The organism is Pseudorhizobium tarimense (assembly GCF_022968135.1).
Taxonomy (GTDB): domain Bacteria; phylum Pseudomonadota; class Alphaproteobacteria; order Rhizobiales; family Rhizobiaceae; genus Neorhizobium; species Neorhizobium tarimense.
In genome coordinates, this window is sequence record NZ_JALJRA010000015.1 from 47,239 (window position 1) to 62,102 (window position 14,864).

Sequence of the window (14,864 nt, forward strand, 5' to 3'; positions counted from 1 at the left end):
AGACTTCACGGGAGCTCTTGCTGATCCACAACCGGCAGCGGACGCAGAATGTTTGTGCGCCCGCTGCCGGTTCCTCCGTACGTCGAGCTGCTCGACCAGGCGCGCCGCTCCTCAATCCCGTAGCTGCAGGCTGCCTCCGCGCAAATGGTGGATCGAACAGCCCGGCGACGTCGGTAGATCCGCGAGTGAGGCTAGCGCCTTTTGCATATCTGCTTTCCCGGCGGCCCACCGTCGTCGGATGGAGTGTGTGGAGAACTCCAGCGATTTGCCGCCGATCTCCTGACCGCTACCGTCATAGGAGAGATAGACGATGGTGATCCCGCCAGACGAAGCCGATGTTTTCGAGCGCATCACTCTTTGCAGGGCATGTCGGCTCTGTGACGCAAAGATCAGATCATGCGCGCGTCCTACGGCATCATCCAGGGAGCGTGGAGCTTTGCCATGCGCTGTCACAAGGTCAAGAGCGACGCAAAGAACATCTTTCGGACTGCTGCCCTCGCATAGTGGCTCGATCGGCAGATTTGCGGAGACGCCGGCATCGACATAAATACGTTCACCGATCCTGACCGGTGGAAATGCAATGGGGAAGGCAGCACTCGCGAGGAGGTGATCAACCTCGATTCCGCCCGCATGGCTGTCGAAGGTGACGTCCTCGCCCGTTTCCATGTCGACTGCGGAAGCAAGAAGTCGCACGGGGCCGTTGGACAAGCGGCCGAAGTCAATGAGGTCCGACAGCGTCTTGCGTAGCGGGGACGTGTCGAAGAGGTATGGAGGGGAGTGGGTGCCAGGCAAGAGGGGCAGCAGGTTCGGCAGGATCCTGCGAAACAGGCCCGTCCGCCCATAGGCGATCGTCTGCAACAACGACAACCACTCGCCCATACGGGGTGTCAGGAAGCTGAAGAGAGGCAGCACTGTCTGCTGTTGCGCTGCCCTGTCCCAAAATTGGCGTAACCGGCCAACACGATTTTCCGGTGCGTTGCCAGCGATGAGGGCTCCCACGATCGCACCAATCGATGCTCCTGCGATGCGCGTCGGTGTCACTCCCGCAGCGGCCAGAGACTCGTAAGCGCCGGCGTGGTAGGCGCCGAGCGCATTGCCTCCGGAGAGGCAGAGCCAGATTTCCCGTTCCCCTTCAATCATTCAAAGGTTCCTTTCTCGCTGCATCCAGCAGGGCAACTTCTGAGGCGAGGCCGCTCAGGAAATTGATCAATGCACGACCAGGCTCCTCTGTTTCGTCACGCAGAACCGATATTCCCCAATGCCTCAATACGGCCTCCTGCACCTCGTTCCCTCGCGGCATGAAGATGAAGGACGGAGGCCGATCCTCGGCGAAGCCTGACCTGGAAGCAGCTTTCGAACATCACGGCAAGCCATACGCGAAGATTACCAATGCGCGGGATCTGACGGAGGTGTCGGAGGGGGTGACGCAGATCATCAGGTTTCACGGGGACCTGGACGATCCGGCCTCTCTCGTCCTCGCCGAATCCGATCATTTCGAGCGCCTATCCTTCGAGACGCCACTCGACGTCAGGTTCCGCGCCGATGCGCTGGGAAAGACCGTTCTGTTCATCGGCTACAGCATGTCCGACATGAATATCCGGCTTCTGCTGTATCGCCTCAGGCAGACATGGCACCAGGTTCCGATCGTAGTTGGTCGTATAGATGATGGGAAATCGAGGCTCACCAACAGTTCGTGGGCAGCCGATCTAGCAACCCTGCTCCTGGCAAGCGCTCCAATTGTCTCGCAACCAGTGGCCGAGCAGGTCCATGTTTCCGCCCCTGAGGCGGTAGTATTCCGCCACTGTTTGATAGTGGACGTCTGGTTTCGAAAGAAGATCGCGATCCAGCTCCAGTTCGTCGGCCATATACTCCGTCAATGCCTGCCAGGAAGGCAGGCCAACCTGCATGGAGACACCTGCGCCCACGAACAGGATTCGCAAGCTAGTCCGCCGAACCCACCTCCGATTATGACGATATGGCGGCTTGAATTATGTGAGGCTGACCGCCGCAACCTGATCCCGCCGCTCATGATGTTCGATTTCTGCCATCAGCGGGTCCCGCGCCGATTGGGGAGGAGGCGGGCCGGTTGGGTTTGAGGCGAGGGGTGTCCATCACGTGACTTAGGGAACCGAGCATCATCGTAGCAATGCCCCGAGCAGAACTGCAGCGCCGATCACGATGACGGCGATAAGCGGGAGAAGGGCTGGGAGGCTAGGTCTGCGTTCGAGCGTCCCATTGAAGGATGAGGTCATCGCGACATCGAAGTTCCGGGACTTCAGGCGGGAGCCCTGGTTTCGTTGTGTCGTGGTGGCGGTCTCGATCTGCTCGGGCGACAGCGGCACACCGCCAGCCTCTGAGTCTGTCTCGAGTGGCGCCATGGCCGGATCGAAGCCAGGTCGCTTGTCGCCAGTTAGCCCCCGTTGGATGTCATCTCTGATCTGAGCCGGGTTGGGCGTCGGGTCGTGTGATGTGCTGGGCATGAGTTTGATCTCCAAGGCCATGCGAACCGCTGGAAGCGCCGTGGGTTCCTGCGCTGAGCCACGGCAAAAGGGAATGTACGGCAGCGGACCCTCCATCTCGGAAAATGCTCAGCGCGCGAAACATTCGGCAGCGATGGTCAGTTCAGCTAAGGCGACAACAAACTATTATAAGCGCGAAGCTGACTGGCCGGCGGATACAGGAGACACCTGAAGATCACCGGAATTCAGACCATAGCCGAAGGAAGCGGTACGGCAGGGCATACGGTTGAATACGTCTTCGACAGCGGCGCCGTCTTAGCCGTCCGCTTCAGCGGCGAACAAGCAGAGGTCAATCGCACGGATGCGGTCAGCCAGGCGAAGTTGTTCCTGGAGCGAGTCGTGCGCGAGGGAGTGCTGCCGGAGCAGATGGAGGATGGCGAGAACGTCGACGGACGAGCGGCGACGATGGCGTCCTCTCCAGCCTCTCCGGCACAGCGACTTGAAGCTCACGATCCGAACCCCGAGATCCGATGACCAACTCGCCTCCACTCCCGAAACAACGGGAGGCGAGACCAGAAACAATCGCAGCCGCGGCCTGATGTGGCTATGTGAAGCGTCATCCCTCAGAAGCGGGCTGAAAAAAGAGCTTGCGCTTGAGCAGGATGATCAAGCCACCTCCGGCCAAGACGCAGAGCACCTCCACCGTCCACCGCGACGCTCTGCCGAGAACCAGATGCGGAAGTCCTGTCGCCAACCCCATGCCGACAAGCGCCAAGGCAGGGATCAAGGCCAAGGCTACCATCACACCGGTGCCGAGGACCTTCATGCGTGAGGACACGATGATCCACCCTGCGAAGCCGGCAACAAGGGATGTAGCTGTGCCGCTCGCATCGATCCTGGACCAATAGTTCGCCCAGTGGCCGGCTGCCAACTGCTCCACCGTTGTGCCACTTACTAGTAGCGCTACAGGAGTCGCGACAGCGGCCGAAGCTGCGAGTGCAAGGTATCCGTAAGCGTTTGCCCTGAGGCCTGCCGTCACGCTGTGGCGATCGCCCAGCACCCCGAAAATCACCCGCAACAGTGGCTCGAAGCCCGGCGCGATCAACATCGCGCCAATGACAATGTGGATGGTATCCGAGACAATCCCGAAGGCGGCAACCGCGCCAGACAGGCCCATTAACGCGATGAAGTTAAAGGAGGGGTTGGTGTCCTGACGCATCATTGCACCAGTCTCTTCCCATATGGCGTCGTTACCTTCCTCGCTGATGGTCTGGGACGCCTGTGCTCGGATCGTGGCGTTCGGCTCACTGATGCTCACTGCGCCGCTATGGAGCAGGTTCAATTCGCGAAACAGATTCAGGATTTCACCGGCCACCTGATTGGCGGCCTCGATAATGAGTACGTCTCCTTGCGGAACTCTGGATGCACCCGAGTGTAGTGTGATCCGAGCAATTCCTGGATGATCATGCAGCCTATCCAGTAGCAGCTTGCATTCGGCCGGCGCCCCCGCGAACTCAATTTGACGTGGCATCTCTCTGTCCTGCGAACGACGTACGGAGGTTGTCGTGAGCTGCTTTGCGCGTAGGGAGCCGGCGCCTGATATGAGCTGCGGTTAGAGCCGCTGCGGGCGATCTCGTTTCGTCATGAGCGCCACAACGATCTCCATCAGGCCTACGAGCAGGTGCGGCCACCAGACTGCGTCGGCAAAGCCAAAAAGCCAAGGAGATGCCGCTAGGAGCACACCGCCCAGCACGTCAACAGAGAGGTGGGCCTTCAACGGGATCACCTTGGCGGCGCTGAGCTCGTACTTCGTCATCAAGCTCATTACAATTATCATGGCCCCCAGAAGTTGCGGAAGCCACTGCTGTACGCCGCCGTTGGCAAATCCGAAGAGGTAAGGCGCAATAATCAGGAGAGCGCCGGTTACGTAGTCGATGATGCCGTGAGTCTTTGTGTCGATCATGTCAAAGCTTCCTTCATTGCCACGAGTTCGGTTTTAACAGCCTCTTCAATTTAAAGTTCCCGTACATCTTCCGGCAAGCTATGCGAGCGTGCTAAATGCGAGCGAGCGCTCCATCCCTCACTGAAGAAGGGCGGCGTCCCTCGCCGCTGCGACGAACGCGTCTCTTACAGTCTGCGGAGCTGACCGCCGCTTCAGAAAGGCGCAGCACCTGAGCCCGGTGGCGAAAGGCTGGCCGGAAGAGCATGGAAGGTGCTATAGCACTGCCCTGCGGGCAGCCATCAGCTCGTACACGAGACGCTTCTGCTCGTCTTCCGGAAGATCCGGGTTCGACTTCCTCCACAAACGGCCTCTGACGATGGTGTGGCGGCCGTCCGGAGTTTCGAGAACAGGTTTCTTCATGCTCCGGCCTCGGCCTTGGTCAGCCGGAAAAAGTACCTGCGCGGATCGCTCTCGACGACCATCATCCCTGCAATCTCGTGTTCATTCACCCGTCGGAAGTAGTCGGTGATCGGCTGCCGATCGTAAATCATTGCGGCGGTCGTTACACCGGCGTTGCTGAGAGGCCGCAAAGTGGCTGTCGTTGCGTGGGCGCGCACCCGCGGCCTGACGTGCGAGAACAGGTTTCGTGCAGGCGTGGATCGGCCGAATGCAGCGAGCCTGTTTACGAGCCTGATAGGGACGAATCTGGGATCGACCGGAACGAGCCGGTTATGCTCTCCTTCGAACAGCAGGGCGTCCGCCCTCAGATCGGGGTGAAACCGCTTCCCAAACCAGCGCAAGTTCTCCAGCACTCCGTCGAGTGGATGTCCCGAGGAGAGTCCGACGCCTTTCCACAGTCCTATCATGTCGTCCGGCCGCACTGGATCAAGTGAATGAAACCAACTGGCAACCTCGGTCTGCAATGTAACGTGCAGCGGGCTCTGCTTCACGGGGCTCTCCGCGCAATTATTGCGTTCACGCCTAACACAGATGTGCCCAGGCAAGCGGTGGTCCGAATTGAATGACGGAGGCCTGCTCAAGTTCCAACACTGCTAGGTGATAAGGGGTCGGGAAGGTAGATGCCCAAAGCACGCGATCCGCTGGATTCTTGATGCAATTTTCTGGTGAGCCTTCGCCCCCTGTGCCCCCATCAGATGTCATCGCATTTTCTTTGAGGGCGCCGACTTAACTTCGGTCATTCTTGCGTTCGGCAGCAGGCCTTTTCTTGAGTACGGTCATGCGTTTTACCACTTTGGGTATGGCGTGCTGAGGCTCAGTTCAGAGACAGATTCACTACCCGCGCTCCGGATGGCAGCCACCAAATGACGCATGTGTGCGATCTTGCGGTCAAGCTGCATAAGCACCATCTAAATCATGCCGCCCTAGAGCAAGCACAATTTCCGCATCGACCCCTCGTCGTGCGTCGACGGTTGTGCCCGGGGTGAGAGGGCGCTCCCCGTAAGGGTCGAGCGCCCTCGGCTACTCTCTCACCTTGCATTGGGGTCCACATGCACGCCGACAAGACTCTCATAATGCTCTTCCACGGCATCGGCGCCTCCTCGGCGCAACTCATCCCTCTTGCAAGCTCCTATCAGAGCTCTCTGCCTGAGGCTCGGGTGGTAGTGCCCGACGCGCCGTTCCGTCACCAGTATGGCCGTGAATGGTTCAGCATTCACGGCGACCCACTCGCTCCGGACAGGATCTGCCGAGCGCGAAAGGCCTTCGACGCGACGGTGACCGAGATCATCACGAGGGAAGGGTTTGAGAATTCATTAGACCGCGTGGCGTTTGTCGGCGTTTCGCAGGGCGCCATCGTATCACTTGATGCTGTCGCTTCCGGCCGCTGGCAGGTGGGTTCTCTGGTCTCATTTGCAGGATTGCTTCCTCCCTTCAGAGTGACTGGCGGGAGCAACCGGACGCCTGTTCTGCTTGTGCACGGCGATGATGACCGCACCATACCTGCCTTTGCATCCACCATGGCTGCCGGCGAATTGAGGGCTGCCGGATACCAGGTCGAGCTGGACATCCAGCCCCACGTCGGTCACACCATCTCGCCCGCAGGCGCAAGCCGCGCCTTAGCCTTTCTCTTGAGGACGCTCTCGCAGAAACCTGTAACGGCTCCCAAGGTTTCGGCGGCATGAGGAACGGCGACCCAAGAGACAAAGAGAAGTCGACGCCGGAAACGGTTTCCTTTCCGTTCGACCGAATGACGGTCGCGCGATTCCGTGAGACCTTCCCGCGCGCCCGATGGAGCGACCAGCTCCAGGCGTGGACAGTTCCCGGAACGACGGCTCGACGCCGGATCGACCTTTGGTTGGCAGCCGAAGCAGATCGGAGGCGACCGTTTGAGGAGGAACGCGGTCGCGACGCCTTCGAGTTCGAACCCATCCTTAGTCCATATCTCTCCGTTCACGAGCGGGGATTTCGCATCAAGACGCCGTTCTCGAGAAAGGTCGTTGAGGAGCTACGGCAGATTCCCTTTACGCGGTGGAACGGTGAGGAGAAGGTCTGGGAGGTTCCGTATGCTTCCTATGACGACCTGCAGCACCGGTGGCAGACGATCGAAGAAGCTGCGAGATGGTGCGAGCCTGAGGAACGAAGAAAACGGGCCGAGGCACGCAAGGGAACGGAGGAGGAGGCCAAGGCGAGGCGTCGTGCTCTGGAGCGTCGGAAGAGGCGTCTGCCAGTTGCGGGCGATGACCTCCCACCATTGGACAGACCCCTGGCTACGGCCAGCTACGGGGTTGTCGTCTTCACGGAAGTAACAGGCGAACTCATGGACCGGGAAGAGGTTGCCGGGGCCTATCCACATGCCGAGGAGGAGCATGTCTGGGCGAATTGGCGGCTGCCGACCTTCGAGGAACTCATCAACACCTGGCCTGCCCGTAGCGGGCCCGGCGAAGAGGAGCGGCACCGCGGTTGGTGGCGTGCGAGCCTGGAAGAGCTTCGGGCCGCGCGGCAGAAGGCACGCCCTCACGAAAAGCGCTCTCGTTGAATGCGCCTCCGTTGCCAGCAAAAAGCCCGGTGCGGGAGGTGCACCGGGCTCGAAAAAGGGATTGACGGCTTCGGGAGGAGGGGATGCCGCCAATCGGCCGCTTGCACTTGGGAGGAGGGATGTGCTCGCGACAGACTGTACTTGGGGATGACGTCAGAGTTTTGCCATTTGACAAGTTGACGCAGTGCTACCGCAGCACACCCGATGCCAGCACCCGTTGGGGCCGTCAGCTTGGTACGGGACTTCGACGACATGGGGGGTGTCTGGATTGCGGAGGCCAGAAGCATGAATCCAGAAGAACCGGGCTTGGTAGTCGTGCCCATCCCAGTACTGCGTCTGCCACCGTGCTGCACTTCTTCCGGTTGGTTCCTGTTTTGTTCCTGAAGGCCTTCTCCCGCCAGCATTGGGCTTGCGGGAGTGGCCGTTGCGGCTGGTAGCCTGTCGCTCCGGTCTAGGGGGGCACTGCGCTTAATGGGTCAGTGACATTTCTATCTGCCATTCTGTACCGATACGTGCGCACAACGACTTTCTGGCGCGCCCACGCAACTAGTGGTTACCAGTAGTTATGAGCACCCGCTCGTGGCACCACACGTATCGCACTTCTCACAAGTCCCGTTGCGCACCATCGTGAAGTTCTGGCACTCGGAGCACATGTTGCCGGTATAGCCTTGGGCAATCGAGCGCATGCGGCGTTCGTTTTCCACCTTCTTAGCGTCCGCCTTGGCGGCTGCGGCGTCGGCGGCGGCCTTGTCGGAGAAGAGGGCGGTGGAGGCCTGTTGGTCTTCGTCGGCCAGCACTTCCTCGGCGATCTCCTCGGCCAGTTCCTTCGCCCGCTCCTCGTAGTCGCGCTTGAAGGCGACGATTTCGGAGGTGGAGACGGCAACGGAGGTTTCGAGCTTGCGGGCAGCCGAGCCGGCAAATGCCGTCACATTGCCGCCAGAGGAAGCCTTGGCGGGAGCGGCGGTGGCCGAACCTTTGGCTTCCGAACCGCTGCGCTCGCCCTGGCCGCCCTGGATCAGCGTCGGCTTGTAGCCGCGGGTCCAGCCGGTGGAGACGAGGTTGGTCTTGCCTTCCTGAATGCCCTTGCCGAGCGCCGTGTTGGAGAAGTCCGAGGTGTCGACATGCGCCAGGTCGTGGCGGCCGAGATAGGAGACGGCAAGTTCGCGGAACACGTAGTCGAGGATCGACGTCGCGTTCTTGATCGCGTCGTTGCCCGTCACGATGCCGGCCGGCTCGAACTTGGTGAAGGTGAAGGCCTCCACATACTCTTCCAGCGGCACGCCGTATTGAAGGCCGAGCGAGATGGCGATGGCGAAGTTGTTCATCATCGCGCGGAAGGCGGCGCCTTCTTTATGCATGTCGATGAAGATCTCACCGAGGCGGCCGTCGCCGAATTCGCCGGTGCGCAGGTAGACCTTGTGACCGCCGACATTGGCCTTCTGGGTATAGCCCTGGCGGCGGTTCGGCAGCTTCTCACGCTCGCGGGTAACGCGCTCGATCACACGCTCGATGATCTTCTCCGTGACGGTGACGGCCTGGGCGGCCACCGGCTGCTGGATCAGGTCCTCCAGCGCATCCTCGTCGTCTTCGTCCTCGATCAGCGAGGCGTTGAGCGGCTGGGACAGCTTGGAGCCGTCGCGGTAAAGCGCATTTGCCTTGAGCGCGAGCTTCCAGGAGAGCATGTAGGCTGCACCGCAATCCTCCACGGTTGCGTCATTCGGCATGTTGATCGTCTTGGAGATCGCGCCCGAGATGAACGGCTGGGCAGCCGCCATCATGCGGATGTGGCTTTCAACCGAGAGATAGCGCTTGCCGATCTTTCCGCAGGGGTTGGCGCAATCGAAGACAGGCAGGTGTTCTTCCTTGAGGAAGGGCGCGCCTTCAAGGGTCATCGCACCGCAGACGTGGATGTTGGCAGCCTCGATCTCCTTCTTCGAGAAGCCAATATGCTCTAAGAGGTTGAAGCTCATGTCGGCGAGCTGCTCGTCGGAGACCTTCAGCGTGTCCTTCAGGAATCCGGCGCCGAGCGTCCACTGGTTGAACACGAACTTGATGTCGAAGGCAGCCTTGGTGGCGCCGTTGATAGCTTCGATCTTGTCGTCGGTGAAGCCCTTGGCGCGCAGCGAGCCGGGGTTGATGCCGGGCGCCTGGTTGATGTTGCCGTGGCCGACGGCATAGGCCTCGATCTCGGCGATCTGGCTTTCCGTGTAGCCGAGCGAACGCAGCGCTTCCGGCACGGCGCGGTTGATGATCTTGAAGTAACCGCCGCCGGCAAGCTTCTTGAATTTCACCAGTGCGAAGTCGGGCTCAATACCGGTCGTGTCGCAGTCCATGACGAGGCCGATCGTGCCGGTCGGCGCGATTACGGTCGTCTGGGCATTGCGGTAGCCGTGCTTCTCGCCGAGTTCGAGCGCCTTGTCCCAGGCCTCCTTGGCATGGGCGGCAAGATCCTGGTCCGGGTTCTCGTCGTGGGAGAGCGGAACCGGGTTGACCGACAGCTGCTCGTAGCCAGTGGCTTCACCATAGGCCGCACGACGATGGTTGCGCATGACGCGCAGCATGCTCTGGCGGTTCGGCGTAAAGTTCGGGAAGGGGCCGAGTTCGCCAGCCATTTCCGCTGAGGTGGCATACGCGATACCGGTCATGATCGCGGTCAGCGAACCGGCGATTGCACGGCCTTCCTTGCTATCGTAGGCAATGCCCGAAGACATCAGCAGGCCGCCGATATTGGCGTAGCCGAGGCCGAGCGTGCGGTACTGGTAGGAGAGTTCGGCGATTTCCTTGGACGGGAACTGCGCCATCATCACCGAGACTTCGAGCACGACGGTCCACAGGCGCACCGCGTGTTCGTAATCGGCGATGTTGATGCGCTTAGTTTCCTTGTCCTTGAACTGCAGGAGGTTCAGCGATGCAAGGTTGCAGGCCGTGTCGTCGAGGAACATGTATTCCGAGCACGGATTGGAGCCGCGGATCGGGCCGCCGGCCGGCGAGGTGTGCCAGTCGTTCATGGTGGTGTTGAAGTGCAGGCCCGGATCGGCGGACGCCCAGGCGGCGTAGGAGATCTTCTCCCACAGGTCGCGGGCCTTCAGCGTCTTCATCACCTTGCCGTCCTTGCGGGCGGTCAGGTTCCACTCGCCATCGTTTTCGACGGCGCGCAGGAAGTCGTCCTTCAGCGAAACGGAGTTGTTGGAGTTCTGGCCCGAAACCGTCAGATAGGCTTCCGAATCCCAGTCGGTGTCATAGGTCTTGAACTCTAGGTCCTTGTAGCCCTGCTTAGCAAACTGGATGACGCGGCCGACGTAGTTTTCCGGAACCATGTCCTTCTTGGCCGCGCGGATCTCGCGCTTGAGGGCAGGGTTCTTGTTCGGGTCGTAGCAGTCGTCGCCTTCGCCTTCGCAGTTGACGCAGGCCTTCATGATCGCCTTCAGGTGCTTGGCTACGATCTTGGAGCCGGTGACGAGGGCTGCGACCTTCTGCTCTTCCTTGACCTTCCAGTTGATGTATTCCTCGATATCCGGATGGTCGATGTCGACGACCACCATCTTGGCCGCACGACGGGTCGTGCCGCCGGACTTGATCGCGCCCGCTGCACGGTCGCCGATCTTGAGGAAGCTCATCAGGCCGGAGGAACGGCCACCGCCGGAAAGCTTTTCGCCTTCGCCGCGCAGCATCGAGAAGTTGGAGCCGGTGCCGGAGCCGTACTTGAAGAGGCGTGCTTCGCGAACCCACAAGTCCATGATGCCGCCTTCGTTGACGAGGTCGTCACCGACGGACTGAATGAAGCAGGCATGCGGCTGCGGATGCTCATAGGCCGACTTGGACTTCACCAGCTTGCCGGTGAAGGGGTCGACATAGAAATGGCCCTGGCCTGGACCGTCGATGCCGTAGGCCCAGTGCAGGCCGGTGTTAAACCACTGAGGGGAGTTCGGCGCGACGCGCTGGGTGGCGAGCATGTAAGCAAGCTCGTCCATAAAGGCGGAGGCATCCTCTTCCGAGGAGAAATAGCCGCCCTTCCAGCCCCAGTAGGTCCAGGTGCCGGCAAGGCGGGTGAAGACCTGGCGCGCATCGGTCTCAGAACCGTAGCGCTCGTCTTCTGGCAGATCCTTCATCGCCTTCTCGTCGGCAACCGAGCGCCACAGGAAGGACGGAACCTCGTTTTCCTCAATCTTCTTCAGCACCTTCGGCACGCCGGCCTTGCGGAAATACTTCTGCGCCAGAACATCGGTCGCGACCTGGGAGAACTGCGCCGGCACGTCGATGTCGGCGAGCCTGAAGACGATCGAGCCGTCGGGATTGCGGATCTCGCTGACCGCCTTGCGGAATTCGATGTCCGCATAGGCACCCTGGCCGGGCTTGGTGAAACGACGTTCGATGCGCATTGCCTTTGTCCCTCGTCTGTGGGCCCCGTTCAGGGCGCGAATGTCCGGCCCGGCGGCTCGCCATCATGGGCAACCGGGTTGTCATGTGGTCCAGGTGAATCATCCAGGATGCTTAACCTGTATCTTGTGTCGATGGTCGGCTGCAACACTAAATATAGCGTTAATAGCCTCCTTTTACCAGTACCAACACACGCTGCTTGGAGCTGATGGAGGCACAACGAACCCGCCTGCCAGAACGCCCCTCATAGCCGCCCTGCCAGTGTCGATTTCCGTTAGAACCTGCTGAAAGAACCGGCCTCGTTACTTCCGGTCCAGACGCCGCCGCAACACGTCAGTCAATGTCATCTGAGCCGCCAGATTCGTCAAGGCATAGATCGCCATACTTTCTTAACCACAAGATATTGTGTCGGCAGCCTGTGGAAAACGGGGAGAGAAAAAACAGCCTGAAAAGTCAGGTAGTTGGCGCCCTGCGTTGGTAGATTTTTGTCACAAGCCGCGGCCGTCATGCACAGGTGTTGCGCACCACCTGCGTGCTTCAACGGGCAGGTGTTGCAGATTGGTTCTAATGGGAAAATGCTGAGGATGAAGAAGCCGTCGGCGACAGGGAAAAAAGATCCATGCCGCCAAGGCAAGTCTTACCCTTTGTGGCCCTTGGCGATCGGCTCCTGATAGGTGAAGCCCATGTCCCAGGGGAAGTAGATCCAGGTGTCCTGGCTTACCTCGGTGATGAAGGTGTCGATCATCGGCACGCCGGACGGCTTGGCGTAGACGCAGGCGAAATGAGCCTTCGGCATCATTTCTCGCACTTCCGATGCGGTCTTGCCGGTATCGGTCAGGTCGTCGATGACGAGCACGCCTTCGCCGCCATTGACGGAGAGTTCTGCCGTGATGCCCTTCAGCAGGTTCATTTCGCCCTGATTGGAATAGTCGTGATAGGATGCGATGCAGACCGTTTCGATCAGGCGGATGTTGAGTTCGCGCGAGATGATCGCCGCCGGCACGAGCCCGCCGCGGGTGATGCAGACGATTGCGCGAAATTCCTGTCCAAGGCCTGCAAGGCGCCAGGCGAGCGCGCGAGCGTCCCGGTGGAACTGGTCCCAGGAGACGGGGAAAGCTTTTTCTGGAAGAGACATGAAGAGAGCCGTTAGCGAGAGTACATGAAGTGCCCTCGCTCTTAGCCGGACTACACGGACGAAGGCAAGCGCGGAAAGCCGCCGTTCAGCGCGACATCAGCGACAGCGCCGTCATCGATTCAAGCAGGCTGCGGGTAACGCCTCCGAAGATCATCTCCCACCAGCGCGACGTGCTGTAGGCGCCCATTATGAGAAGGTCGACGCTGTTGTCGGCGAGCCGGTTTTCGATAGCCGTTGCGGCCGGTACGCTGCCGCCCCCGCGGGCGGTGAGCGTCACGTTGACATCGTGCCGGGCAAGCGCTTCGGCGAGCTCGACGCCGGCCATGTCCGGTGCTTCGTTTGACCGCTCCGGCGGATCGACACAGAAGATCTCGACGCTTTCGGCGCCTTTGAGGAAGGGGAGCGCGTCGAAGGTCGCGCGTGCCGCCTCGCGCGAGCCGTTCCAGGCGATCATCACGCGCCGGATCTCCTTCGGCTGCTTCATGACATAGGGCACGAGCAGCACGGGGCGGCCGCTGTCGAACAGCAGGTTTTCCAGTTCAGAGCGGCTGTCATTGGCGGGATCCTCCTGGCTTGCGACGATGAGGTCGGCCGCCCGGATGGTTTCCATCACCGAGGAGCCTGCATAGCCCGCCGAGGAGAGGAAGCTGCGCCAGTCGGCGGAGCGGCCTTCCCGGTCGACACGCTCTCTGAAGATCTTCTCCACCTCGGACGTCTCGCGGCGCGACGCCGCCTGTAGCGCCTCGATTGCCGCCGGATCCGGGATTTCCATCGGTGCGATCAGCGGCACGGCGGCGAGCGTTTCAGCGTGGATGCCGAGAACGTGGGCATCGTATTTCGCCGCCACGGCCAGGGCGAAGTCGGCGATCTGCGCCGCATGCGCCGGCGAATCGAGTACGGCAACAATGGTCTTGTACGTCATGGTCTCACCCTCAAGCTGATGCCCTGTCTTGAAGCCAATCTGGCCGTACAGCCTCGCGCCTTCTTTGATGCCGGTCAACTCTCCGTTGGAACTGGCTGCTCATGCGTCCGGTGAGACGTTGGACGGTATGCGCTTCTCTTCCAGTTCGCGCACCATGAGCATGACGGCTTCAGCGGCCGGCACGAGATCCTCGGCATGGCGGGCGCGCACGACGATTTCGGTCGAGAAGCGTTGCCCGTCATATTTGGGATAGGAGCCGATGCTCGTTTGCGGGTGGGCCTTCTGGATGGCGGTGAGTGCAGTGCCGATATCACCTTCGCCGAACGGGCAGGGGAGCGTCCGCGACAGCATCTTGGCGCCGGTTCTGAGTTCCGCCACAACATTGTCAAGCATCGCCTGGAACACCTGCGGCACGCCGGCCATCACGTAGACATTCTCGACGATGAAGCCGGGTGCCGTGGAAACCGGATTGGCGATATGTCTCGCACCCTCAGGCATGCGCGCCATCCGCTGCCGCGCTTCGGTGAATTCCATCTCGCGCCGCTGATACATCCCGCCGAGGAGCCGCATAGCATCCGGGTCATGGACGCAGGGTAGCCGGAAGGCCTTGGAGACGGCATCGGCAGTGATGTCGTCATGGGTCGGACCGATGCCGCCGGAGGTGAAGACGTAGTCGTAGCGCGTCCGCAAGGCGTTCAGCGCCTCGACAATGGCATCCTCCTCGTCTGCGACGATCCGCACTTCCTTCAGGTCGATGCCGGAAAGCGTCAGCACGTCAGCGAGATGGCCGATATTCTTGTCCTTGGTGCGGCCAGAGAGAAGCTCGTCGCCGATGGCGAGCATGGCTGCGGTGACGATGGAAGATGAGTCGGAAGGCTGGGACATGATCGATCCTGATGTTCTGCGGATGATGCAGTGGTAGGCCCAAACCTCGCGAAGCAGAAGAGGGTACCGGAGAGGAAAGAGAATCAATTCGTTGCGGAACTGATGACGGATACGGGGGTTCGTCTTCGCGAAGCGAACACTGCGTCGAC

General features: G+C 60.6%; 13 protein-coding genes and 1 pseudogene. 4 read left to right on the forward strand and 10 right to left on the reverse strand.

The window, feature by feature from the left end:
- Positions 1–111: 111 nt before the first annotated feature.
- Positions 112–1,140, reverse strand: a complete 1,029-nt coding sequence (locus tag MUU54_RS17970; protein WP_247245394.1) for a patatin-like phospholipase family protein — start codon at positions 1,138–1,140, stop codon at positions 112–114.
- Positions 1,141–1,337: 197 nt separating this feature from the next.
- Here MUU54_RS17970 and MUU54_RS25050 point away from each other — a divergent pair.
- Positions 1,338–1,637 (forward strand): annotated as a pseudogene (locus tag MUU54_RS25050) (SIR2 family protein); the annotation flags it as partial.
- A gap of 498 nt (positions 1,638–2,135) precedes the next feature.
- On the opposite strand, the gene MUU54_RS17980 reads toward MUU54_RS25050, so the two are convergent.
- Complete coding sequence (locus MUU54_RS17980) at positions 2,136–2,480, reverse strand: hypothetical protein (RefSeq protein ID WP_247245395.1); 345 nt, start codon at positions 2,478–2,480, stop codon at positions 2,136–2,138.
- Between the two features lie 378 nt (positions 2,481–2,858).
- Between MUU54_RS17980 and MUU54_RS24635 the strand changes: the two genes are divergently transcribed.
- Complete coding sequence (locus MUU54_RS24635) at positions 2,859–2,993, forward strand: hypothetical protein (RefSeq protein WP_281433381.1); 135 nt, start codon at positions 2,859–2,861, stop codon at positions 2,991–2,993.
- 82 nt (positions 2,994–3,075) lie between these two features.
- On the opposite strand, the gene MUU54_RS17985 is transcribed toward MUU54_RS24635, so the two are convergent.
- The 4 genes from MUU54_RS17985 to MUU54_RS18000 form a co-directional block, all read right to left on the reverse strand.
- A complete protein-coding gene (locus tag MUU54_RS17985) occupies positions 3,076–3,990 on the reverse strand; it encodes a TIGR00271 membrane domain-containing protein (protein WP_247245396.1) in 915 nt (304 codons plus the stop codon).
- Positions 3,991–4,071: 81 nt separating this feature from the next.
- Positions 4,072–4,422, reverse strand: a complete 351-nt coding sequence (locus tag MUU54_RS17990; RefSeq protein ID WP_247245397.1) for an SPW repeat domain-containing protein — start codon at positions 4,420–4,422, stop codon at positions 4,072–4,074.
- 252 nt (positions 4,423–4,674) lie between these two features.
- On the reverse strand, positions 4,675–4,821 hold the full coding sequence (locus MUU54_RS17995; RefSeq protein WP_247245477.1) for a hypothetical protein: 147 nt from the start codon (positions 4,819–4,821) through the stop codon (positions 4,675–4,677).
- On the reverse strand, positions 4,818–5,351 hold the full coding sequence (locus MUU54_RS18000; protein WP_247245398.1) for a GXWXG domain-containing protein: 534 nt from the start codon (positions 5,349–5,351) through the stop codon (positions 4,818–4,820). Before MUU54_RS18000 ends, MUU54_RS17995 begins: the two co-directional genes overlap by 4 nt.
- A 558-nt stretch (positions 5,352–5,909) precedes the next feature.
- Between MUU54_RS18000 and MUU54_RS18005 the strand changes: the two genes are divergently transcribed.
- Together MUU54_RS18005 and MUU54_RS18010 are read left to right on the forward strand one after the other, a co-directional pair.
- Entirely contained in the window at positions 5,910–6,542 is a 633-nt protein-coding gene (locus tag MUU54_RS18005; protein WP_247245399.1) for an alpha/beta hydrolase, read from the forward strand.
- Entirely contained in the window at positions 6,539–7,396 is an 858-nt protein-coding gene (locus MUU54_RS18010) for a hypothetical protein (protein ID WP_247245400.1), read from the forward strand. Before MUU54_RS18005 ends, MUU54_RS18010 begins: the two co-directional genes overlap by 4 nt.
- Positions 7,397–7,959: 563 nt before the next feature.
- Here MUU54_RS18010 and MUU54_RS18015 read toward each other — a convergent pair.
- The 4 genes from MUU54_RS18015 to MUU54_RS18030 all read right to left on the reverse strand — a co-directional run bounded on the left by MUU54_RS18015 (position 7,960) and on the right by MUU54_RS18030 (position 14,715).
- Entirely contained in the window at positions 7,960–11,775 is a 3,816-nt protein-coding gene (locus MUU54_RS18015; RefSeq protein ID WP_247245401.1) for a vitamin B12-dependent ribonucleotide reductase, read from the reverse strand.
- A 635-nt stretch (positions 11,776–12,410) separates the two neighbouring features.
- Positions 12,411–12,908, reverse strand: a complete 498-nt coding sequence (gene gpt, locus MUU54_RS18020; RefSeq protein ID WP_247245402.1) for a xanthine phosphoribosyltransferase — start codon at positions 12,906–12,908, stop codon at positions 12,411–12,413.
- An 85-nt stretch (positions 12,909–12,993) separates the two neighbouring features.
- Positions 12,994–13,830, reverse strand: coding sequence for a putative universal stress family protein (locus tag MUU54_RS18025; RefSeq protein WP_247245403.1), 837 nt, complete (start codon positions 13,828–13,830; stop codon positions 12,994–12,996).
- A 99-nt stretch (positions 13,831–13,929) separates the two neighbouring features.
- A complete protein-coding gene (locus MUU54_RS18030) occupies positions 13,930–14,715 on the reverse strand; it encodes a competence/damage-inducible protein A (RefSeq protein WP_247245404.1) in 786 nt (261 codons plus the stop codon).
- Positions 14,716–14,864: the final 149 nt, after the last annotated feature.